Source organism: Salmonella sp. SJTUF15581 (assembly GCF_043356775.1).
In the GTDB taxonomy this organism is placed as follows: Bacteria; Pseudomonadota; Gammaproteobacteria; order Enterobacterales; family Enterobacteriaceae; genus Salmonella; species Salmonella enterica.
On sequence record NZ_JBEUJY010000007.1, the window covers coordinates 188,004 to 209,334 of the forward strand.

Below are 21,331 nucleotides of genomic sequence, written 5' to 3' on the forward strand. Positions count from 1 at the left end.
TCTGACGAATTTCAACGGATTTCTTTTCAGCTTTGTGATGCAGATTTTTCACGTTGTTACATCCATAACGTAAAGCAGAGAAGATCCATTTACAATGCAAGGGTATTTTTATAAGATGCATTTGATATACATCATTAGATTTTCACATAAAGGAAGCACGTATGCTTGACGCACAAACCATCGCTACAGTAAAGGCCACCATTCCCCTGCTGGTTGAAACAGGACCGAAACTGACCGCCCACTTCTACGACCGTATGTTTACGCATAACCCGGAGCTCAAAGAAATCTTCAATATGAGCAACCAGCGTAACGGCGATCAGCGTGAAGCCCTGTTTAATGCTATCGCGGCCTACGCCAGCAATATCGAAAATTTACCGGCGTTGCTGCCGGCGGTAGAAAAAATCGCGCAGAAGCACACCAGCTTCCAGATTAAGCCGGAGCAGTACAACATCGTCGGGACACATCTGCTGGCGACGCTGGACGAAATGTTCAACCCGGGCCAGGAAGTGCTGGACGCGTGGGACAAAGCCTATGGCGTACTGGCTAACGTCTTTATTCATCGGGAAGCCGAGATTTATCACGAGAACGCCAGCAAAGACGGCGGCTGGGAAGGCACGCGCCCCTTCCGCATCGTTGCGAAAACCCCGCGTAGCGCACTGATCACCAGCTTTGAGTTTGAACCGGTCGACGGCGGTACGGTGGCGGAATACCGTCCCGGGCAGTATCTGGGCGTCTGGCTGAAGCCGGAAGGTTTTGCGCATCAGGAGATCCGCCAATATTCACTGACCCGTAAACCCGATGGCAAAGGGTACCGTATTGCCGTGAAGCGTGAAGACGGCGGCCAGGTATCAAACTGGTTACACCATCACGCCAGCGTAGGCGATGTGGTGCATCTGGCTGCGCCGGCAGGTGACTTCTTTATGAATGTCGCCGCTGATACCCCCGTTTCGCTGATTTCCGCTGGCGTCGGCCAGACGCCGATGTTGGCGATGCTCGATACGCTGGCGAAAGAACAGCATACCGCGCAGGTGAACTGGTTCCACGCGGCGGAGAACGGCGACGTCCATGCGTTTGCCGACGAAGTGAGCGAGCTGGGCCGTACACTGCCGCGTTTCACTGCCCATACCTGGTACCGCGAGCCAACCGAGGCCGATCGCACCCAACGCGTCTTTGACAGCGAAGGGCTGATGGATTTAAGCAAACTGGAAGCCGCGATCAGCGATCCGGCAATGCAGTTCTATCTTTGCGGCCCGGTAGGCTTTATGCAGTTTGCCGCAAAACAACTGGTTTCACTTGGCGTGAATAACGAAAACATTCATTACGAATGCTTCGGCCCGCATAAAGTGCTGTAATTGCAAGAAATCCTCTGAAAAAACGGGCGTTATCGTTAAGGCGAACGCCCGTTTTCCTCCCCGTTCCCCTGCTTATTGCGCTGCTTTTTATGCCTTTCTTTTACAAAAAAGGGGAATAAAAAAAGTCTGTGCAAATCGTGTTATTATTAACGTTTGACTTAGCTCGTTAGGGCATCTTTTTATGCAGCAACCTGTTGTACGCATTGGAGAGTGGCTGGTTACACCTTCTGTTAATCAGATCAGTCGTCAGGGACGCCAGATTACTCTTGAACCACGGCTGATCGATCTTCTGATGTATTTTGCGCATCATCCGGATGAAGTGTTAAGCCGGGATAACATTATTGATCATGTCTGGATGCGCACCATCGTGACCAACCATGTTGTCACCCAAAGCATTTCTGAACTACGCAAATCATTAAGAGATGGCGGAGACAGCAATGCTGAATACATCGTTACCGTACCTAAACGCGGCTATAAGCTGACGGCGCCGGTTATCTGGTGCGAAGAAAATAGCGATGAGATCGATAATCCATCAACGTCGCCGCCGCCGATCGCAGCGACGAATGCAGAACCGACAGAGGGGGTTCCTGCCGCTGCGCCTGTGCCGCCCGCCTCTTTGCAAACGCCGACTAAAAAGGCGAAAAAGCCGCGTATCGCCGCTTTCTGGACGTGGGTGATGTTCCTGCTCTCGCTGGCGACGCTGGTGGTGTTTATCGTGATGTCGGTGGTAGATCATAATGCCGCGGTAACAAAAACGCGGTTATTACTTAACCCACGAGATATAGATGTTCGTTTTGAAGGCGGCAATTCCTGTAATAACTGGGTCTCGCAGGAGTCCTACGCCATCGGTCTGGGTGGCTTAATCACCGACCTGCTGAACACCTACTCGACTTTTATGGTGCACGATAAAACCAATTACCGGGTCAATGAGCCAAGCAGCTCCGGTAAGACGTTAACCATTCAGTTTGTCAATCAGCGCCACTATCGGGCGCAGCAGTGCTTTATGTCTGTAGTGCTCATTGATAACGCCGATGGTTCAACCATGCTGGATAAGCGTTATTTCGTCACCAATACTAACCAGTTGTCCATCCAGGATGATCTGTTTAATAGCCTGTCTTTCGTTTTAACACAGCCCTGGCCTAATCGTATGCGAGAACAACTGGCCCTGTTCAGAACGCCGCAAAATACCGCGCTGATGCGTTTTTATGAGGCGCGCCAGCTTATTCTGAGCGGCGATGCGCAGGCGCTAGGTAAAGCCAGCGATATTCTGAATGGCATTATTAAGGAAACGCCTGATTTCAACTATGCCTATGAATATAAAGTGCTGGTAGATGTATTACGGCAATCACAGCAGCCGTTTGATAAAGAACAAGTGGCCGCACTGAACGAAGAGTTTAAAAAAATAGATCAAATTCCGGGCGTTGAGAAAACGTCTGTTTATTATAAAATCAAGACCGTTGATCTTTTGGGCAAAGGTGATATCGATGCAGCGTATGAGGAAATCAATAAAAGCATCGAGCTTGAAATGTCGTGGTTTAACTATGTCCTGTTGGGGAAAGTTTACGAAATGAAAGGTGAGAATCGTCTGGCCGCTGATGCCTATCTGACCGCCTTTAATTTACGTCCAGGTGAAAACACGCTGTACTGGATCGAGAACGGCGTATTTCAGACATCCGTTCAGAAAATTGTCCCTTATCTGAATAGTTTTCTGGCAGAAGATTAAATTTAACGCTGAACCATGACAAATAAAAGCGAAAAGATATTAAATTTTTCGCTTTTATTTTGTGAAAAATATGTTGCCAAAAATAGCTTATGTTAATTTTGGCAACATATTCATCGCAAAGAAATGTAAATATAACCCTTTGTAATTAAACGATGTTTATCCTTTCATGATATTTTCCATGATGTTTATATGTTAATTCAAAAAAATCAATCTATCAGTTTTTTCATGTTTGTGTTTATTTCACTTTTTCTTTAGGACTTATCTCAACCCATTCGTTAATCTTGTCGACAGTTGAACGGGCACGCAGCATATATGAAGCATAAGCCCGGTTCTTAAAAATACAGCTCAGGAGAAATGAACATGAGTTCTGTCAAAAAGATCGGGCTATTTGCCTGTACTGGCGTCGTTGCCGGTAATATGATGGGGAGCGGGATTGCATTATTACCCGCCAACCTTGCCAGTATTGGTGGCATTGCCATCTGGGGCTGGGTAATTTCTATTATTGGGGCAATGTCGCTGGCTTATGTTTATGCGAGGCTGGCAACCAAAAACCCTCAACAGGGTGGCCCTATCGCTTATGCTGGGGAAATATCTCCGGCGTTTGGTTTCCAGACCGGCGTTCTTTATTATCACGCAAACTGGATTGGTAACTTAGCCATCGGCATTACCGCTGTTTCTTATCTTTCTACGTTCTTCCCGGCATTAAATAATCCAATACCGGCAGGTATTGCCTGTATTGCTATCGTCTGGCTGTTCACCTTTATTAATATGCTGGGTGGGGCCTGGGTCAGCCGCTTGACAACGATTGGCCTATTCCTGGTGCTGATCCCGGTAGTCTTGACCGCAGTCGCCGGCTGGCATTGGTTCGATATCGCGACCTATCACGCGAACTGGAACACGTCCACGACGACCGACTCTCACGCCATTGTTAAAAGTATTCTGCTCTGCCTGTGGGCGTTCGTTGGCGTTGAGTCTGCCGCCGTCAGCACCGGCATGGTGAAAAACCCGAAACGCACCGTACCGCTGGCAACCATGCTGGGTACCGCGCTGGCAGGCATCATCTATATCGCCGCGACTCAGGTTATCGCCGGGATGTTCCCAGCTTCCGTTATGGCCTCTTCCGGCGCGCCGTTCGCTATCAGTACCTCCACGATTCTGGGTGGCTGGGCTGCGCCGCTGGTTTCCGCCTTTACCGCTTTCGCCTGCCTGACGTCTCTGGGCTCCTGGATGATGCTGGTCGGCCAGGCTGGGGTTCGCGCCGCCAACGACGGCAACTTCCCGAAAATTTACGGTGAAATGGATAAAAACGGTATTCCGAAAAAAGGTCTGCTGTTGGCTGCGGTGAAAATGACGGCGCTGATGATTCTGATCACCATCATGAACTCCAGCGGCGGTAAAGCGTCCGACCTGTTCGGCGAACTGACCGGGATTGCCGTACTGCTTACCATGCTGCCGTACTTCTACTCCTGTGTTGACCTGATTCGCTTCGAAGGGTTCAACATCCGTAACTCGGTAAGCCTGATTTGTTCTGTACTGGGCTGCGCATTTTGCTTCATCGCACTGATGGGCGCCAGCTCCTTCGAACTCTCCGGCACCTTTATCGTCAGTCTGATCATCCTGATGTTCTACGGTCGCAAAATGCACCAGCGCCAGAACAACGACAGCGACAACAATACGGCTGAAGCGCTTTAACCGCTAACTCCTTTTTCTCAAAGCCCCTTTCGTCACCTGCTATAGCGTAGCGGGAGGGGCCCACTTTACCAGGAACAAGACTATGAACGTTATTGCTATCATGAACCACATGGGCGTCTACTTTAAAGAAGAGCCTATTCGTGAACTGCATCGTGCACTGGAAGGTTTAAATTTCCGTATCGTCTATCCAAACGACCGAGAAGACCTGCTGAAGCTGATTGAAAATAACTCCCGCCTTTGCGGCGTCATTTTCGACTGGGATAAATATAACCTTGAGCTTTGCGAAGAGATTAGCAAGCTGAACGAGTATATGCCGCTGTACGCCTTCGCCAACAGCTACTCTACGCTGGACGTCAGCCTCAACGATCTGAGAATGCAGGTTCGCTTCTTTGAATATGCTTTAGGCGCCGCAGCCGATATCGCGGCGAAAATTCGCCAGAATACCGATGAATACATCGACAATATTCTGCCGCCGCTGACAAAAGCACTGTTCAAATATGTGCGCGAAGGGAAATATACTTTCTGTACGCCTGGCCACATGGGCGGGACCGCTTTCCAGAAAAGCCCCGTCGGCAGCATCTTTTATGATTTCTTCGGCCCGAACACGATGAAATCCGATATTTCGATTTCCGTTTCCGAACTGGGTTCACTGCTGGACCACTCCGGCCCGCATAAAGAAGCGGAAGAGTATATCGCCCGCGTCTTTAACGCCGAACGTAGCTACATGGTGACGAACGGCACCTCTACGGCGAACAAAATCGTCGGTATGTACTCCGCGCCGGCAGGCAGCACGGTACTGATTGACCGTAACTGCCATAAATCGCTGACCCATCTGATGATGATGAGCGACATTACGCCGATTTATTTCCGCCCAACCCGTAACGCCTACGGTATTCTTGGCGGTATTCCGCAAAGCGAGTTCCAGCACGCCACTATCGCTAAACGGGTAAAAGAGACGCCTAACGCAACCTGGCCGGTCCATGCTGTTATTACTAACTCAACCTATGACGGTCTGTTGTATAACACTGACTACATCAAGAAAACTCTGGATGTGAAGTCCATTCATTTTGACTCCGCCTGGGTGCCTTACACCAATTTCTCCCCTATTTATCAGGGTAAATGCGGTATGAGCGGCGACCGTGTAGAAGGCAAAATCATTTATGAAACCCAGTCCACGCATAAACTGCTGGCGGCGTTTTCACAGGCATCCATGATTCATGTTAAAGGCGACATTAACGAAGAAACCTTTAACGAAGCCTACATGATGCATACCACCACTTCTCCGCACTACGGTATCGTAGCGTCTACTGAAACCGCAGCGGCGATGATGAAAGGTAATGCGGGTAAACGCCTGATTAACGGCTCTATTGAACGTGCGATTAAATTCCGTAAAGAAATTAAACGCCTGAAAAGCGAATCTGACGGCTGGTTCTTTGACGTATGGCAGCCGGAACATATCGATGGAGCTGAGTGCTGGCCGCTGCGTTCAGATAGCGCATGGCATGGCTTCAAAAATATCGATAACGAACACATGTACCTCGACCCGATCAAAGTCACTATCCTGACGCCGGGGATGAAGAAAGACGGTACGATGGATGAGTTCGGTATTCCGGCAAGTCTGGTCGCCAAATATCTCGATGAACGCGGCATCATCGTAGAAAAAACCGGTCCATACAACCTGCTGTTCCTGTTCAGCATTGGTATCGACAAAACCAAAGCTCTGAGCCTGCTGCGCGCGCTCACTGAATTTAAACGCGCCTTTGACCTGAACCTGCGCGTCAAAAACATTCTGCCGGCACTGTACCGCGAAGCGCCTGAGTTTTATGAAAATATGCGCATCCAGGAACTGGCACAGAATATTCATAAACTGGTCGAACACCATAATCTGCCGGACTTAATGTACCGTGCGTTTGAAGTGCTGCCGAAAATGGTGATGACGCCGTATACTGCGTTCCAGAAAGAGCTGCATGGCGAAACGGAAGAGGTGTATCTTGAAGAGATGGTTGGTCGCGTCAACGCCAACATGATCCTTCCTTACCCTCCGGGAGTGCCGCTGGTGATGCCTGGTGAAATGATCACCGAGGAAAGCCGTCCGGTACTGGAATTCCTGCAAATGCTGTGCGAAATCGGCGCCCACTATCCGGGCTTCGAAACCGATATCCACGGCGCCTATCGTCAGGCAGACGGACGTTACACCGTTAAGGTGCTGAAAGAAAATACGAAATAAGTACCAAAGGGAAGTGGCTTGCCACTTCCCTTTTTTCACGCAGCAAGGAGACTTTATGAAAACACCCTCACAACCGCGCGCGATTTTTTACATCGTGGCGATTCAAATTTGGGAATACTTCAGCTTTTACGGCATGCGTGCCTTACTCATCCTTTATCTTACCCACCAGCTTGGTTTTAATGACAGCCACGCGATCAACCTCTTCAGCGCCTACGCCTCTTTAGTTTACGTTACCCCTATTCTTGGCGGCTGGCTTGCCGACCGCCTGCTTGGCAACCGCGTGGCGGTTATCACCGGCGCCTTATTGATGACGCTGGGTCATGTGGTATTGGGCTTAGAATCTGATTCAACGCTGAGTTTATATGCGGCGCTGGCCATTATTATCTGCGGCTACGGCTTGTTTAAATCCAATATTAGCTGTCTGCTGGGCGAACTTTACGCCCCTGATGACAACCGCCGCGACGGGGGATTCTCGCTGCTCTACGCCGCCGGGAATATAGGATCGATAGCCGCGCCGATCGCCTGTGGTCTGGCGGCGCAGTGGTATGGCTGGCATGTCGGCTTTGCGCTGGCGGGCGTAGGAATGTTCATCGGCCTGCTCATCTTTTTAAGCGGTCATCGCCACTTTCAGCAGACGCGCGGTGTTAATCGCCCCGCGCTGCGGGCGGTTAAATTCGCCCTTCCAACCTGGGGTTGGCTGGTATTAATGCTGTGTATCGCGCCGGTATTCTTCACCCTCCTGCTGGAAAATAACTGGTCTGGCTATGTGCTGGCCATTGTCTGCGTCTTCGCGGCGCAACTCATCGCCCGTATTATGGTTAAATTTCCCGAACACCGTCGCGCCTTGTGGCAAATCGTTCTGTTAATGATCACCGGCACTCTCTTCTGGGTTCTGGCGCAGCAGGGCGGAAGTTCGATCAGTTTATTCATCGACCGTTTTGTCAACCGCCACTGGCTGAACATGACCGTCCCCACCGCATTGTTCCAGTCGGTCAATGCGATTGCGGTGATGGCGGCGGGCGTGGTGCTGGCGTGGCTGAGCAGCCCGAAAGAGAGCGCCCGCTCGGTGCTGCGCGTCTGGCTTAAATTTGCCGTGGGGCTGGTATTAATGGGCGGCGGTTTTATGCTGCTGGCGCTAAACGCGCATCAGGCCCGGTTAGATGGGCAGGCATCAATGGGAATGATGATCGCAGGGCTGGCGCTGATGGGCTTTGCGGAGCTGTTTATTGATCCGGTCGCGATGGCGCAAATTACCCGCCTCAACCTGCCTGGCGTCACGGGCGTACTAACCGGTATTTATATGCTGGCGACCGGCGCGGTCGCTAACTGGCTGGCTGGCGTCGTCGCGCAACAAACCACGGAATCGCAAATTAGTGATACGGCGGTAGCCGCCTACGGACACTTTTTCTCGCAAATGGGCGAGTGGACGCTAAGTTGCGTGGCGCTGATCGTCGCCATTGTCGGCCTGAGATGGGTTTGCACCCGGACTACATCGGCGCTACCGCAGGGCGATTAAACGGTGGTTCGCTGCCCACAAGGAGGGGACGGGCAGCGAATCGGCACATCAGATAGCCGCGTCGTCTTCTTCGCCAGTACGGATACGAATAACGCGGGCGACATCAAAGACAAAGATCTTACCGTCGCCGATTTTCCCCGTCTGCGCGGTACGAATGATGGTGTCAACACAGGTATCCACGATGTCGTCAGGCACAACGATTTCAATTTTTACCTTCGGCAGAAAATCCACCATATATTCCGCGCCGCGATACAGCTCGGTGTGGCCTTTTTGACGGCCAAAGCCTTTGACTTCGGTGACCGTCATACCGGTAATACCTACCTCGGCCAGCGCTTCACGGACATCGTCCAGCTTGAAGGGTTTAATAATCGCATCAATCTTTTTCATGCTATTCCTTGAAAAGGTCGCCTGTGTTTTGATCGGTTAAACGTAACATATTTCGCGCTACTTTACGGCATGAAAACTACTCTTTGAAATCATTCGCATCCAGTTCGTGACGGGAGAGTAGTTTATAGAATTCCGTGCGGTTGCGCCCCGCCATCCTTGCCGCGTGCGTCACGTTACCTTTGGTAATTTGCAGTAACTTGCGCAGATAGTTCAGTTCAAATTGGTTTCGCGCTTCGGCAAAGGTGGGCAGCGCGGTGTTTTCGCCTTCCAGCGCCTGCTCGACCAATGCATCGCTAATCACCGGCGAAGAGGTTAACGCCACGCATTGTTCAATGACGTTGACCAGTTGGCGCACGTTGCCCGGCCAGCTTGCCGTCATCAGCCGTTTCATTGCATCAGTAGAAAAGGCGCGAACAAACGGTTTATGCCGCTGTGCCGACTGTCTGAGCAGATGATTAGCCAGCAGCGGAATATCTTCGGTACGCTCCGCCAGCGCCGGAATTTTCAGGCTCACGACATTCAGCCGGTAGTACAAATCTTCACGAAATTCGCCCCGCGCCATCGCCTTCGGCAGATCGCGGTGCGTCGCGGAAATAATTCGCACATCGATATCAATATCGCGATTGCTGCCCAGCGGCCTGACTTTGCGCTCCTGTAACACCCGCAGCAGCTTCACCTGTAACGGCGCGGGCATATCGCCAATTTCATCCAGAAACAGCGTGCCGCCTTCCGCCGCCTGGAACAACCCTTCACGATTGCTCACTGCGCCGGTAAAGGCGCCGCGCGCATGGCCGAATAATTCGGACTCCAGCAACTGTTCCGGTAACGCGCCGCAGTTGATGGCGACAAACGGCTTGTTACTGCGCGGGCTGGCATTATGAATCGCCTGTGCGAAAATCTCTTTCCCGGTGCCGCTTTGTCCGTTAATCAATACGCTGACATCCGACTGCGCGACCATGCGCGCCTGTTCAAGCAGTCGCAGCATCAGCGGGCTACGGGTAACGATAGCGTTGCGCCAGCTATCGTCCGTCGCGGGAGCGGACTGCTCCAGCGCTTCATCTATCGCTTTATATAACGCGTCTCTGTCGATCGGCTTCGTCAAAAAGCTGAATACGCCTTTCTGGGTAGCGGCCACCGCATCCGGAATGGAACCATGCGCCGTCAGAATGATAACCGGCATTCCCGGCTGTACTTTCTGAATTTCTGTGAACAGTTGCATACCATCCATTTCGTCCATGCGCAGGTCGCTTATTACCAGATCCACTTTTTCCCGATGCAGTACCCGCAGTCCTTCCTGGCCGCTCTCTGCGGTCACGACGCTGTATCCTTCACTGGTCAGGCGCATACCGAGCAATTTCAGTAATCCGGGATCGTCATCGACCAGCAGCAGGTGCGCCGGTTTACGGCTTATCATGGCGTTACCTCATCTTGTGACGGCGACGGCGCCGCGCCATCTTCAGACGTCGCGGGTTTGTCATTCGTATGCGGCGTATCGGCGTTGTAATTCCCTGCCGGTTTTCGTGTCGAAAGCTGGCGCTCAATATCGGTTAAACTCTCCAGCTTACGGGTGGTAAGATCGAGCTGCGTTTGCAAGGCCTGTTGCTGCTGGCGCAGCGCATCCAGCTCACTATCTGACGTTTGCTGGAGTTTGCTATAACGCTGACGTTCGGCAGAAAGCGCCAGTTGCAGCGCCTGACCGTCATGCCAGATTTGGTAGACGGGCCGTACCTGAGCCGGTATTTGCGCGCTTAACGCCTCCAGACGGGTCACTATGGCGCGCCGCTCCGGCGGCGTAATTTTTGCATCCGCCAGTAAAATCCCGCGCCTGAAGGCATTTTGCCAGTTATCATCCGTCAACGCGCGCGCCTCTGCGCGCGACTGAACCGGCATCAGACGATCGGCGCAGTCAATCGTGCGTAGCCAGTACAGCGGATTCGTCTCCACCGCCTGCCCGCGTAGCGACCAGATATCCGCGCACGCCGTCGGGAGATAATCTGCCAGTTGATAATGGGGGAGCGTGTCCTGCGCTGCGCTACCGGGCAGTTGCTGTGAAGCATGGGGAACACATGCGGTCAGCGCCAGACACGATATGCCCACCGGTATTCCCCACCGCAAAAGGCATCGTTTAATAGTTTGGACGAAAACGTGTGACATACGCACCAGGCTTAAATTCATATTAGTGTTTGTCAGATGCAGGCAATGGCAGCGAGATGCGAAAACAGACTTCCTGCGCGTTGTCATCCACCAGTTGGATCTCTCCCTGCATTCGACGAATACAATCTCTGGCGATACTCAGCCCTAACCCACTGCCTTTTACCGCCCCTTTTCGCTGGTGGCTTCCCTGGAAAAAAGGCTCAAAAATCATTTCTCTTTCGGTTTGCGGAATCGGTTCGCCGCTATTAACCACATCGATATAAACCGTGGAGCCCTGAGAGCGACTACGGATACAAATGTTACCGGATTCAGCGCCATAGTGCACCGCGTTGGAATAGAGATTATCCAGCACGCTCATCAGCAACATGGGCTCTGCTATGCAGCGTTCGGCCTCCAGGTCGACATCGGTATGCATCATTTTAGCGCGGGCAGGCAAACTGTGGGCGGAAACCACCATATCCACAAGCGGCGCGATATCGACCGCTTCCAGCTCTGTGGCACTGTCTACCAGTTTCCGGTTGTAATCAAGCAATTGCTCAATCAATTTTTGTAAATTACGACTGCTGTCATCCAGAATATCGACCACCTCTTTTTGCTCCGGCGTCAGCGGCCCAACCACCTGATCGGCCAGCAGCTCTGTCCCCTCGCGCATACTGGCCAGCGGGGTTTTCAGCTCATGGGACAAGTGACGTAGAAACTGATGGCGCTGGGATTCCAGCCACGACAGACGCTCACTCAGCCAGATAATGCGCTGCCCCACCGATCGTAATTCACGCGGACCGGTAAAGGTGACGGTATTCCCTAAAGAACGGCCTTCGCCCAGGCGATTAATCATCCGTTCAATTCCTTTCACCGGCCCGATAATCATGCGGGTAAAAAGTAGCACCATCGACAGGCTCACCAGAAATAGCACCAGCGCCTGCCAGCCGAAAAATTGTCCGCGCTCGGCGATTTCTTGTTGTAACTGTTGCCCACGCGAATAAACCACAGTACGCGTCGCCTGCACCATTTCCGTATTCGCGTTGGCAAAGGCCTCCAGACGCGCGGCCGCTGCCGCTTCCGGGCCGCTATCTTTACACTGCAATTGCGCCAGCGCGTTTAAATCCTGGCGTAACGCCTGATACAACTTATCATCCGGCAAGACGCCGGCATGGGCGTCCAGCATATCGCTATAGCGCTTACGCTGGCTTTGATACACTTTTGCCAGCGTCGGATCGTCAAGCACGCAATACTGTCGGTAGCTTCGCTCCATCTCCAGCGCGACGTTGGTCATCGCCTCGCTGCGCCGGGCGTCAATAAGCGTGCTGCGGTTAGTCACCGCAGCCTGATCGCTTAACGCGTTAAGGCTTTGCCACGCCTGCCAGGCCAGAACCAGCAACGGCAGCAGGATCAGCAAAAAGGCCAGCATGACCAATTGTCGTAAAGAACGGGGGAAAACAGACCAGCGCTTCAACGTGTCGCTCACATAAAAGAAGAATAAAAAAGATGCTAACCGAGGGAAGCGCCAGATACAACAAAGCCGAGCTAAACCCGGCTTTGTTATGGAATAAGGCGGTGCCTAACTCGACGTTTCGCCCGGAGGTTGATAAAGCTACGCTATTATCAGAAGTTGGACGGCAGGCACCTTGTTGTGCGTCATTCGAAGTTTATGTAGCGCGTCCCTAAGGGGCTGACATAAGAAGGTGAATGAGCCACTGGTTATCATTATGCAGTAATTGTGCCAGGTTGCAAAACAATTAATTAACATGATGATTTTAATATATTTTATAACTTAACCTCACTCTGGCGCTAACGAGCAAAACTTAAGCAATATGTCGCCAAAAGGCAACACTAAACACCATCACCTTAATATTAATCGAAAAACAATGAGTTAAGTGTCACCTTTTAGCGACACTGTATTTAGGGTGATGTCGGCATTTCGCGACACCACCCAAATACGGGACGGCAACGAATGGAACTACCCTAGCTGCTTACGCGCATTACGGAAGATACGCATCCACGGGCTATCCTCGCCCCAGTTTTCCGGGTGCCAGGAGTTGGCGACGGTGCGGAATACGCGTTCCGGATGCGGCATCATAATCGTCACCCGACCATTTTCGGTCGTCACCGCCGTGATGCCGTTCGGCGAACCGTTCGGGTTAGCCGGATAGGTTTCGGTCACCTTACCAAAGTTATCAACGTAGCGCAGGGCGACCAGGCCTTTGCTCTCAAGCGCGGCAAGATGCGCATCGTCCCGCACCTCAACGCGCCCTTCCCCATGGGAAACCGCAATCGGCATCTGTGAGCCTACCATTCCTTGCAGCAGCAGCGATGGGCTTTGCGTCACTTCCACCAGGCTGAAGCGGGCTTCGAAGCGGTCAGAATGGTTACGTACAAAACGCGGCCACAGTTCGCTGCCCGGGATCAGCTCGCGCAGATTCGACATCATCTGGCAACCGTTGCACACGCCCAGCGCCAGCGTCTGCGGACGATGGAAGAAGGTTTCGAATTCGTCGCGCACCCGATGGTTAAACAGAATGGATTTCGCCCAGCCTTCACCCGCCCCCAGCACGTCGCCGTAGGAAAAGCCGCCGCAAGCCACCAGCGCATGGAAGTTGCCCAGACCGATACGACCGCCCAGCAGGTCGCTCATATGGACGTCAATCGCGTCAAAGCCCGCACGATGGAACGCCGCCGCCATCTCCACGTGAGAGTTCACCCCCTGCTCGCGCAGTACAGCGACTTTCGGTCGTGCGCCTGTCGCAATGTACGGCGCGGCGATATCTTCATTAATATCAAACGACAGCTTCACGTTGAGGCCCGGATCGGCATCATTCGCTTTCGCCTCGTGTTCCTGGTCAGCACATTGCGGATTGTCGCGCAGACGCTGCATCTGCCAGGTCGTTTCCGCCCACCAGACACGCAGCGTAGTGCGGCTTTCGCTGAATACCGTCTGGTCATTAGCGGTAATCACAAAGCGATCGCCAGCCAGGGCCTGACCAAGGTAGTGGACGCAGTCAGCAAGGCCGTACTGCGCCAACAGCGCTTCGACCGCGTCTCTGTCTTCAGTGCGTACCTGAATCACGCCGCCCAGCTCCTCGTTGAACAGTGCAGCCAGATGGTCATCGCCCAGCGCGGCGATATCGACCTGCACGCCGCAGTGGCCGGCAAAGGCCATCTCGGCCAGCGTCACCAGCAGACCGCCGTCGGAACGGTCGTGCCAGGCCAGTAATTTACGCGCAGCGACCAGCGCCTGCATGGCGTCATAGAAGCCTTTCAGTTGCGCGACGTCACGCACGTCCGCGGGTTTGTCGCCAAGCTGACGATAGACCTGCGCCAGTGCCGTTGCGCCCAGCGCGTTGTGGCCCTTGCCAAGATCGATCAGCAGCAAGGCGTTATCTTCCGTTGACAGCTGCGGCGTAAGGGTGTGACGCACGTCTTCCACGCGGGCAAACGCGGAAATCACCAGCGACAGCGGCGAGGTCATTTCGCGCTGTTCGTTGCCTTCCTGCCAGCGGGTTTTCATCGACATCGAATCTTTGCCCACCGGAATCGTCAGGCCAAGCTGCGGACAGAGTTCCTCTCCCACCGCTTTAACCGCGTCATACAAACCGGCATCTTCGCCAGGATGACCGGCTGCCGCCATCCAGTTAGCGGAAAGCTTAATGCGCTTGATATCGCCAATCTGCGTCGCGGCAATGTTAGTCAACGCTTCACCGACGGCCAGACGGGCGGAAGCGGCAAAGTCCAGCAGCGCCACCGGCGCGCGCTCGCCAATCGACATCGCTTCGCCGTAGTAGCTGTCGAGGCTGGCGGTAGTGACCGCGCAGTCAGCCACCGGGACCTGCCACGGGCCAACCATCTGGTCACGCGCCACCATACCGGTGACGCTACGGTCGCCAATAGTGACAAGGAAGGTTTTTTCCGCCACGGTCGGCAGATGCAGAACACGATTTACCGCGTCGGCAATCGTGATATCCGCGCGGTTCAGCGCATCGCCTTTCGCCTTCAATGTTTGCACATCGCGGGTCATTTTCGGCGTTTTGCCCAGCAGGACATCCAGCGGCAGGTCGATCGGCTGATTGTCGAAATGGTTATCATGCAACGAGAGATGCTGTTCTTCGGTAGCGTCGCCAATGACCGCATACGGCGCGCGTTCGCGCTTACACAGTTCGTCGAACAGCGGCAACTGGTCAGCCGCGACCGCCAGCACATAGCGCTCCTGGGATTCGTTACACCAGATTTCCAGCGGGCTCATGCCCGGCTCGTCGCTAAGAATGTCGCGCAGTTCGAATTTCCCGCCACGCCCGCCGTCGCTCACCAGCTCCGGCATGGCGTTGGAGAGACCGCCCGCGCCCACATCATGGATAAACAGGATTGGGTTGGCGTCGCCCAACTGCCAGCAGCGGTCGATCACTTCCTGGCAGCGGCGTTCCATTTCCGGGTTATCGCGCTGAACAGAGGCAAAATCGAGATCCGCATCAGACTGGCCGGAAGCCATTGAAGAAGCCGCCCCGCCGCCGAGGCCGATATTCATCGCCGGGCCGCCAAGGACGATCAGCTTCGCGCCCACGACGATCTCGCCTTTCTGCACGTGATCGGCGCGGATATTACCGATCCCACCCGCCAGCATGATCGGCTTATGGTAGCCGCGCAGCTCTTCGCCGTTGTGGCTGTTCACTTTCTCTTCATAAGTACGGAAGTAACCGGTCAGCGCCGGGCGACCAAATTCGTTGTTAAACGCCGCGCCGCCCAGCGGACCTTCGGTCATGATATCCAGCGCAGTGACAATACGTTCCGGCTTGCCAAAATCCTCTTCCCACGGCTGTTCAAAGCCCGGAATACGCAGGTTGGAAACGGAGAAGCCCACCAGCCCGGCTTTTGGTTTCGCGCCACGCCCGGTGGCGCCTTCATCACGAATTTCGCCGCCGGAACCGGTCGCCGCCCCCGGCCACGGAGAGATAGCGGTTGGGTGGTTATGCGTTTCGACCTTCATCAGAATGTGCGCGGGCTCCTGATGAAAATCGTAACGGCCAGTATTGTGATCGGCGAAGTAGCGCCCCACCGCAGATCCTTCCATCACCGCGGCATTGTCTTTATAGGCAGAGAGCACATAGTCCGGCGTGGTTTCGAAGGTGTTTTTAATCATTTTAAACAGCGACTTCGGCTGCGGTTTACCGTCGATAATCCAGTCGGCATTAAAAATCTTGTGGCGGCAGTGCTCGGAGTTCGCCTGGGCGAACATGTACAATTCGATATCGTTCGGGTTGCGTCCCAGTTTGGTAAACGCCTCCTGCAAATAGTCGATTTCATCTTCCGCCAGCGCCAGACCAAGACGCAGGTTGGCGTCAATTAACGCCTGACGGCCTTCTCCCAGCAGATCGACACTGGAAACCGGCGCAGGCTGATGGTGGATAAACAGTTTTTCCGCATCGGTTAAAGAAGAGAACACCGTCTCCATCATACGGTCGTGCAGCTCTGCGGCCACTTGTCGCCACTGTTCCGCCGTCAACGTCGAAGCCTCGATATAGTACGCTACGCCACGCTCCAGACGATCAACCTGTTGCAGGCCGCAGTTGTGGGCGATATCCGTTGCTTTTGAAGACCAGGGGGAGATGGTACCAGGACGCGGTGTGACCAACAGGAGTTTACCCGCCGGCGTATGGCTGCTAAGCGCCGGGCCGTATTGCAACAGACGGGTAAGCTGCGCCTGCTCGCTATCATTTAACGGGGCGTTCAGGTCAGCAAAATGGACATACTCAGCGTATATATTGTGGACCTGGAGGTTGGCAGCCTGAAAGCGCGCCAGCAGTTTATTGATACGGAATGCAGACAGTGCAGGCGAACCACGCAGAATTTCCATCATAAGTCTCTCGTCTTCTAAGCTTCGGTGTGCGCAAGGGGGGAAACGGCCGTCATTATAAAGAATCTGACGCGCCGACGAAACCGTTTGCGTAGAAATAAAATCACCGCTTTTTCTTGTCATACGGTGCGGCTATCGTTGCGAATAAGTTGCCAACTGGCGCATTGTTACGCAAAATGCCGCTCATTAATGACTTATCTATTGCAGCAAAACATCTTTTTCAGCCCGAGGCAACGCACGATCCAGAGAATTAACTAATTGAAAAAATTAAAGATTAATTATCTGTTCATCGGCATATTGACGCTGCTGCTGGCAGCAGCCCTTTGGCCCTCAATCCCCTGGTTCGGTAAAACCGAAAACCATATCGCCGCGATTCAAGCCCGGGGGATACTGCGCGTCAGTACGATCGACTCGCCATTAACCTATTCCGTTATCAACGGTAAAAAATATGGTCTGGACTATGAACTGGCGCAGCAGTTCGCCAACTATCTCGGCGTGAAGCTGAAAGTGACGGTGCGCCAGAATATCAGCCAGTTGTTTGACGATCTGGATAACGGCAATGCCGACCTGCTCGCGGCTGGGCTGGTCTACGACAGCGCACGCGTTAAAAACTATCAGCCTGGTCCCATGTATTATTCGGTTTCGCAACAGCTCGTTTACCGGGTCGGACAATATCGCCCACGTTCGCTGGCGACCGTTAACGAGAATCAGCTTACCATTGCGCCAGGGCACGTCGTGGTCAATGACTTACAGCGTTTAAAAGAGACAAAGTTTCCTGACCTGAGCTGGAAAGTGGATGATAAAAAAGGCTCGACGACGCTGCTGGAAGAGGTCATCAGCGGCAAACTGGATTACACCATTGCCGATTCAGTGGCGATCAGTCTGTTTCAGCGCGTTCATCCCGAGCTGGCCGTGGCGCTGGATGTCACGGATGAACAGCCCGTGACCTGGTTTAGCCGACTGGACGACGATAATACGCTCTCCGCCGCGCTGCTCGATTTTTTCAATTCGATCAATGAAGACGGGTCGTTGGCGCGGATCGAAGAGAAATATCTGGGACATGGCGATGATTTCGACTACGTTGATACCCGCTCTTTCCTGCGAGCAGTAGATAACGTCCTGCCGGAGCTGGAACCGTTATTTAAAAAATATGCCAAAGAGATAGACTGGCGCCTGCTGGCGGCGATTTCTTATCAGGAATCACACTGGGACCCGCTGGCGACCTCGCCAACCGGCGTGCGCGGCCTGATGATGCTGACTAAAAATACCGCCCAAAGTCTGGGGCTGACCGACCGTACCGATGCGGAGCAAAGCATCAGCGGCGGCGCTCGCTATCTTGAAGATATGATGGCTAAAGTTCCCGAAACCGTTCCGGAAGACGAGCGTATCTGGTTTGCCTTAGCCGCCTACAATATGGGTTATGCGCACATGCTCGATGCCAGATCGCTGACGGTAAAAACCAAAGGCAATCCGGATAGCTGGACCGATGTGAAGCAGCGTTTGCCTCTGTTAAGCCAAAAACCGTATTACAGTAAGCTAACCTACGGTTACGCGCGTGGACATGAGGCTTATGCTTATGTGGAAAATATCCGTAAATACCAGATAAGTTTGGTGGGGTATTTGCAGGAAAAAGAAAAGCAGGAAGCGGAAGCTATGAAACTGGCGCAGGATTACCCGGCGGTGTCGCCGGAGGAGCTGAATAAAGCCCCCTTCCCCTTCCTGTCGTTTTTATCGCAGTCATCAGGCTACCTGACGCATTCGCCGTCTTTACTGTTTACGCCGCAGAAGAAAGAAGAAAAATAGCGCGATGGTCTTATCGGATGGCGACGCGCAACGTCTTATCCGGCATTGCGCTATACTGCCGGCCCCGCGCCTTCCGCACGGTCGGCTTTCTTCAGAGCTTTAATTTCCTGACGACGCATACGGAAAAAATCACTGAGCAGCGTCGCACATTCATCGCGCAACACCCCTTCAATAATCTCGACCCGGTGATTCATTCCCGGATGGTGCAGCACGTCAATTAGCGATCCGGCCGCGCCAGTTTTTGCATCGCGCGCGCCAAAGACAACGCGTCCAATGCGGCTATGCACCATAGCGCCTGCGCACATCACACAGGGTTCCAGCGTGACATACAGCGTGGTATCCAGTAACCGGTAATTCTGCAATACCAGACCGCCCTGACGCAGCGCCATTATTTCAGCATGCGCAGTAGGATCGTGGCGGCCAATGGGTCGGTTCCAGCCTTCGCCAATGACGCGATGGTTATGCACCAATACCGCGCCAACCGGAACCTCGCGTTCGTCCCAGGCGCGTTTCGCCAGCGTCAGCGCGTGGCGCATCCAGTATTCGTGATCTAATTCGACATCAGACAAAGAGGTAACTCCGGTAATGAAAGCGGGCGGCATTATACACAGACGCTATGCGTTTCACTATTCGAGCTGCTGCAGCTCGCCGTGCGGCGTCACCCGCCAGCGATGCTGGCAAAAATAAAGCAGCGGGTTATCCTGTTTGCTGTCGCTGTAGCCGCTATAAAGACGCAGCGGCGTACCGATTTTACGTTCCAGTTGCGCGACTTTTTCATGGCCCAGACAGCGCACGGTTAATACCCAGCCGCCATACCGTCGCGCCATCTGACTGGCGATGAGGTTAACGCGCGGCAACCACGGCGTATCAAAATAGACTTGCTCTACCAATGATTGCGGAGAACCGGTAATAAGCCAGATATCCGCGTCAGAGCTCAATAGATAGGTGGTCAGACGCTCCTGTACAACCGGAAACGCCGTGACGTTAGCGCGAAACCAACGGACAAAATCCGCCTGATGCGCCTGCAAACGCGTTTCGCTATGGCCAAAAGTACAGCCCCACAATAACAGACTCATCGGCCAGCGGGCCGCACGCCCTTTTACCAGTAAACCGATACCGATAATGGGCAACAACGGCAGTACGAGCAGCGCATTTAGCGGCTGACGGCGCAGCAAATAACGCAGAAAACTGCCGAACATATCCTGTTGATGTAACGTTCCATCCAAATCAAAAAAGACGACACGACGCTCGTGGCTGACCAAACCTTACTCCTCTGGATCATTGAACCCCAGCAGCCAGGTAAAAATAAACCCGGCAATTACCGCTATTAAATAGCCTAACAGATAGAACAGGACTTTTCCGGCAACAATTGTTAATGCCAGCGGCAAACCGGAAATACCAAAGGTAATTACCGTCGCCACTTTCCAGTAGCTGATCAACGCCCCGCCTACCGCGCCGCCGAGGCAAGCGCCAATAAATGGCTTACCCAATGGCAGCGTGACGCCAAAAATCAGCGGCTCGCCAATCCCCAGCAGTCCGACCGGAAGCGCGCCTTTAATCACCTTTTTGAGCCGCGCATTGCGGGTTTTCATCAGTACGGCAATGGCCGCGCCTATCTGACCAACGCCCGCCATCGCCAGGATGGGAAACAGCGCGTTATAGCCGTGCGCTTGCACCAGCTCCACATGAATAGGCACCAGCCCCTGATGCAGCCCGGTCAGTACCAACGGCAGGAAGGTTCCGGCTAACACCGCGCCCACCAGAAAACCGCCGCGATCGATAGCCCAGGACGCGCCGTGAGCGATAGCGTCTGAAATCCAGCCGCCAAGCGGTTGCAGAGCGACAATCGCTACCGCGCCGGTGATAACAGTCGTCAATAAAGGGTTAAGAATTAACTCCAGCGACCCCGGCAGCAGCTTACGGAACTGGCGCTCAATCCAGCACATTAACGCCACCACCAGCAGGACGGCGATAACGCCGCCCCGTCCCGGCTGAAGCGCCTCGCCAAAGAGCGTAATCTGCGCCAGTTGCGGGCTGGAAAGGATCCCCGCCATCACGCCGCCTAACGCCTGCGATCCGCCAAAGACTTTCGCGGTATTGACGCCAACCAGAATATTCATGATAGCGAATACCGCGCTACCAAATATCCCCATCAGGCCCAGCAGGTTAGGATAATGGACGGCAACATCGCCGACGATATCCGGACGTTTAAGAATGTTGATAATGCCGGTAATCAAGCCGGATGCGATAAAGGCAGGGATAAGCGGAATAAAAACATTCGCCAGCTTACGCAACGCATCGCTCATCGGCGCTTTATACTTCGCTTTCACCTCGGATTTGGTACGCGCCATAGCGTCATCCGGCTTTACACCACCTGCGGCAATCTGCACGCGCATCGCATCAACCACCTGCGCAGCCTTCCCCGGCCCAACGATCAGCTGATGTTGCTCCCCTTGCTTTACGTATCCACTGACGCCAGGCAACGCTTTTAAGCGCGGAATATCCAGTTGGCTGTCGTCCTGTACCTCCACCCTGACTCGCGTCATACAGTTTTCCAGGCGCAGAATATTTTGCTCTCCGCCGATACCACGTAAAATGTCGCTGGCGAGCGCTGCCGTCTTATCCATACACACCT

15 protein-coding genes are annotated in these 21,331 nt (G+C 53.5%); 7 read left to right on the top strand and 8 right to left on the bottom strand.

What is annotated here, in order from left to right; translation table 11 throughout:
• The first annotated feature begins 161 nt into the window (after window positions 1-161).
• From hmpA to dtpD, 5 genes are all read left to right on the top strand, one after another.
• Entirely contained in the window at window positions 162-1,352 is a 1,191-nt protein-coding gene (gene hmpA / locus ABVN36_RS14455; RefSeq protein ID WP_000883139.1) for an NO-inducible flavohemoprotein, read from the top strand.
• A gap of 181 nt (window positions 1,353-1,533) precedes the next feature.
• Window positions 1,534-3,075 (top strand): lysine decarboxylation/transport transcriptional activator CadC, encoded by a 1,542-nt coding sequence (gene cadC / locus ABVN36_RS14460; RefSeq protein ID WP_023138112.1) that lies wholly within the window; start codon window positions 1,534-1,536, stop codon window positions 3,073-3,075.
• Between the two features lie 360 nt (window positions 3,076-3,435).
• Window positions 3,436-4,767 (top strand): cadaverine/lysine antiporter, encoded by a 1,332-nt coding sequence (gene cadB, locus ABVN36_RS14465; RefSeq protein WP_000100008.1) that lies wholly within the window; start codon window positions 3,436-3,438, stop codon window positions 4,765-4,767.
• Between the two features lie 82 nt (window positions 4,768-4,849).
• The gene (gene cadA / locus ABVN36_RS14470; RefSeq protein WP_001100652.1) at window positions 4,850-6,994 is read left to right on the top strand and encodes a lysine decarboxylase CadA; all 2,145 of its coding nucleotides are present in this window, start codon (window positions 4,850-4,852) and stop codon (window positions 6,992-6,994) included.
• Window positions 6,995-7,049: 55 nt separating this feature from the next.
• The gene (gene dtpD / locus ABVN36_RS14475) at window positions 7,050-8,510 is read left to right on the top strand and encodes a dipeptide permease DtpD (protein ID WP_000856793.1); all 1,461 of its coding nucleotides are present in this window, start codon (window positions 7,050-7,052) and stop codon (window positions 8,508-8,510) included.
• 48 nt (window positions 8,511-8,558) lie between these two features.
• On the opposite strand, the gene glnB is transcribed toward dtpD, so the two are convergent.
• The 5 genes from glnB to purL all read right to left on the bottom strand — a co-directional run bounded on the left by glnB (window position 8,559) and on the right by purL (window position 16,896).
• Window positions 8,559-8,897: a nitrogen regulatory protein P-II gene (gene glnB, locus ABVN36_RS14480; RefSeq protein ID WP_000717694.1), complete on the bottom strand. Its 339-nt coding sequence runs from the start codon at window positions 8,895-8,897 to the stop codon at window positions 8,559-8,561.
• A gap of 76 nt (window positions 8,898-8,973) precedes the next feature.
• Window positions 8,974-10,308, bottom strand: a complete 1,335-nt coding sequence (glrR, locus tag ABVN36_RS14485; protein ID WP_024131115.1) for a two-component system response regulator GlrR — start codon at window positions 10,306-10,308, stop codon at window positions 8,974-8,976.
• Window positions 10,308-11,072, bottom strand: a complete 765-nt coding sequence (gene qseG / locus ABVN36_RS14490; protein WP_001054239.1) for a two-component system QseEF-associated lipoprotein QseG — start codon at window positions 11,070-11,072, stop codon at window positions 10,308-10,310. The genes glrR and qseG overlap by 1 nt, the downstream gene beginning before the upstream one ends.
• Window position 11,073: 1 nt before the next feature.
• Window positions 11,074-12,504: a two component system sensor histidine kinase QseE/GlrK gene (gene qseE, locus ABVN36_RS14495; protein ID WP_139760045.1), complete on the bottom strand. Its 1,431-nt coding sequence runs from the start codon at window positions 12,502-12,504 to the stop codon at window positions 11,074-11,076.
• Between the two features lie 504 nt (window positions 12,505-13,008).
• Entirely contained in the window at window positions 13,009-16,896 is a 3,888-nt protein-coding gene (gene purL, locus ABVN36_RS14500; RefSeq protein WP_023138110.1) for a phosphoribosylformylglycinamidine synthase, read from the bottom strand.
• A 24-nt stretch (window positions 16,897-16,920) separates the two neighbouring features.
• Here purL and ABVN36_RS14505 point away from each other — a divergent pair, with 24 nt between their 5' ends.
• Window positions 16,921-17,151, top strand: a complete 231-nt coding sequence (locus tag ABVN36_RS14505) for a hypothetical protein (RefSeq protein WP_001667158.1) — start codon at window positions 16,921-16,923, stop codon at window positions 17,149-17,151.
• Complete coding sequence (mltF, locus tag ABVN36_RS14510; RefSeq protein ID WP_000734241.1) at window positions 17,152-18,696, top strand: membrane-bound lytic murein transglycosylase MltF; 1,545 nt, start codon at window positions 17,152-17,154, stop codon at window positions 18,694-18,696.
• 50 nt (window positions 18,697-18,746) lie between these two features.
• Here the strand turns inward: mltF and tadA are convergent, their stop codons facing one another.
• From tadA to ABVN36_RS14525, 3 genes are read right to left on the bottom strand one after another with little or no spacing between them, the layout of a single operon-like run.
• Window positions 18,747-19,298, bottom strand: coding sequence for a tRNA adenosine(34) deaminase TadA (gene tadA, locus ABVN36_RS14515; RefSeq protein WP_001134566.1), 552 nt, complete (start codon window positions 19,296-19,298; stop codon window positions 18,747-18,749).
• A 24-nt stretch (window positions 19,299-19,322) separates the two neighbouring features.
• Complete coding sequence (gene yfhb, locus ABVN36_RS14520) at window positions 19,323-19,958, bottom strand: phosphatidylglycerophosphatase C (RefSeq protein WP_000253558.1); 636 nt, start codon at window positions 19,956-19,958, stop codon at window positions 19,323-19,325.
• Between the two features lie 3 nt (window positions 19,959-19,961).
• Entirely contained in the window at window positions 19,962-21,323 is a 1,362-nt protein-coding gene (locus ABVN36_RS14525) for a PTS transporter subunit EIIC (RefSeq protein WP_000361667.1), read from the bottom strand.
• Window positions 21,324-21,331 lie beyond the last annotated feature (8 nt).

What these genes read in the sequence shown, in the direction of transcription:
- hmpA (WP_000883139.1), top strand. Translation starts at nt 162, where the DNA reads ATGCTTGACGCACAAACCATCGCTACAGTAAAGGCCACCATTCCCCTG.
- tadA (WP_001134566.1), bottom strand. Translation starts at nt 19,298, where the DNA reads ATGCCGCCCGCTTTCATTACCGGAGTTACCTCTTTGTCTGATGTCGAA.
- cadA (WP_001100652.1), top strand. Translation starts at nt 4,850, where the DNA reads ATGAACGTTATTGCTATCATGAACCACATGGGCGTCTACTTTAAAGAA.
- qseG (WP_001054239.1), bottom strand. Translation starts at nt 11,072, where the DNA reads ATGAATTTAAGCCTGGTGCGTATGTCACACGTTTTCGTCCAAACTATT.
- dtpD (WP_000856793.1), top strand. Translation starts at nt 7,050, where the DNA reads ATGAAAACACCCTCACAACCGCGCGCGATTTTTTACATCGTGGCGATT.
- purL (WP_023138110.1), bottom strand. Translation starts at nt 16,896, where the DNA reads ATGATGGAAATTCTGCGTGGTTCGCCTGCACTGTCTGCATTCCGTATC.
- cadC (WP_023138112.1), top strand. Translation starts at nt 1,534, where the DNA reads ATGCAGCAACCTGTTGTACGCATTGGAGAGTGGCTGGTTACACCTTCT.
- ABVN36_RS14525 (WP_000361667.1), bottom strand. Translation starts at nt 21,323, where the DNA reads ATGGATAAGACGGCAGCGCTCGCCAGCGACATTTTACGTGGTATCGGC.
- glnB (WP_000717694.1), bottom strand. Translation starts at nt 8,897, where the DNA reads ATGAAAAAGATTGATGCGATTATTAAACCCTTCAAGCTGGACGATGTC.
- cadB (WP_000100008.1), top strand. Translation starts at nt 3,436, where the DNA reads ATGAGTTCTGTCAAAAAGATCGGGCTATTTGCCTGTACTGGCGTCGTT.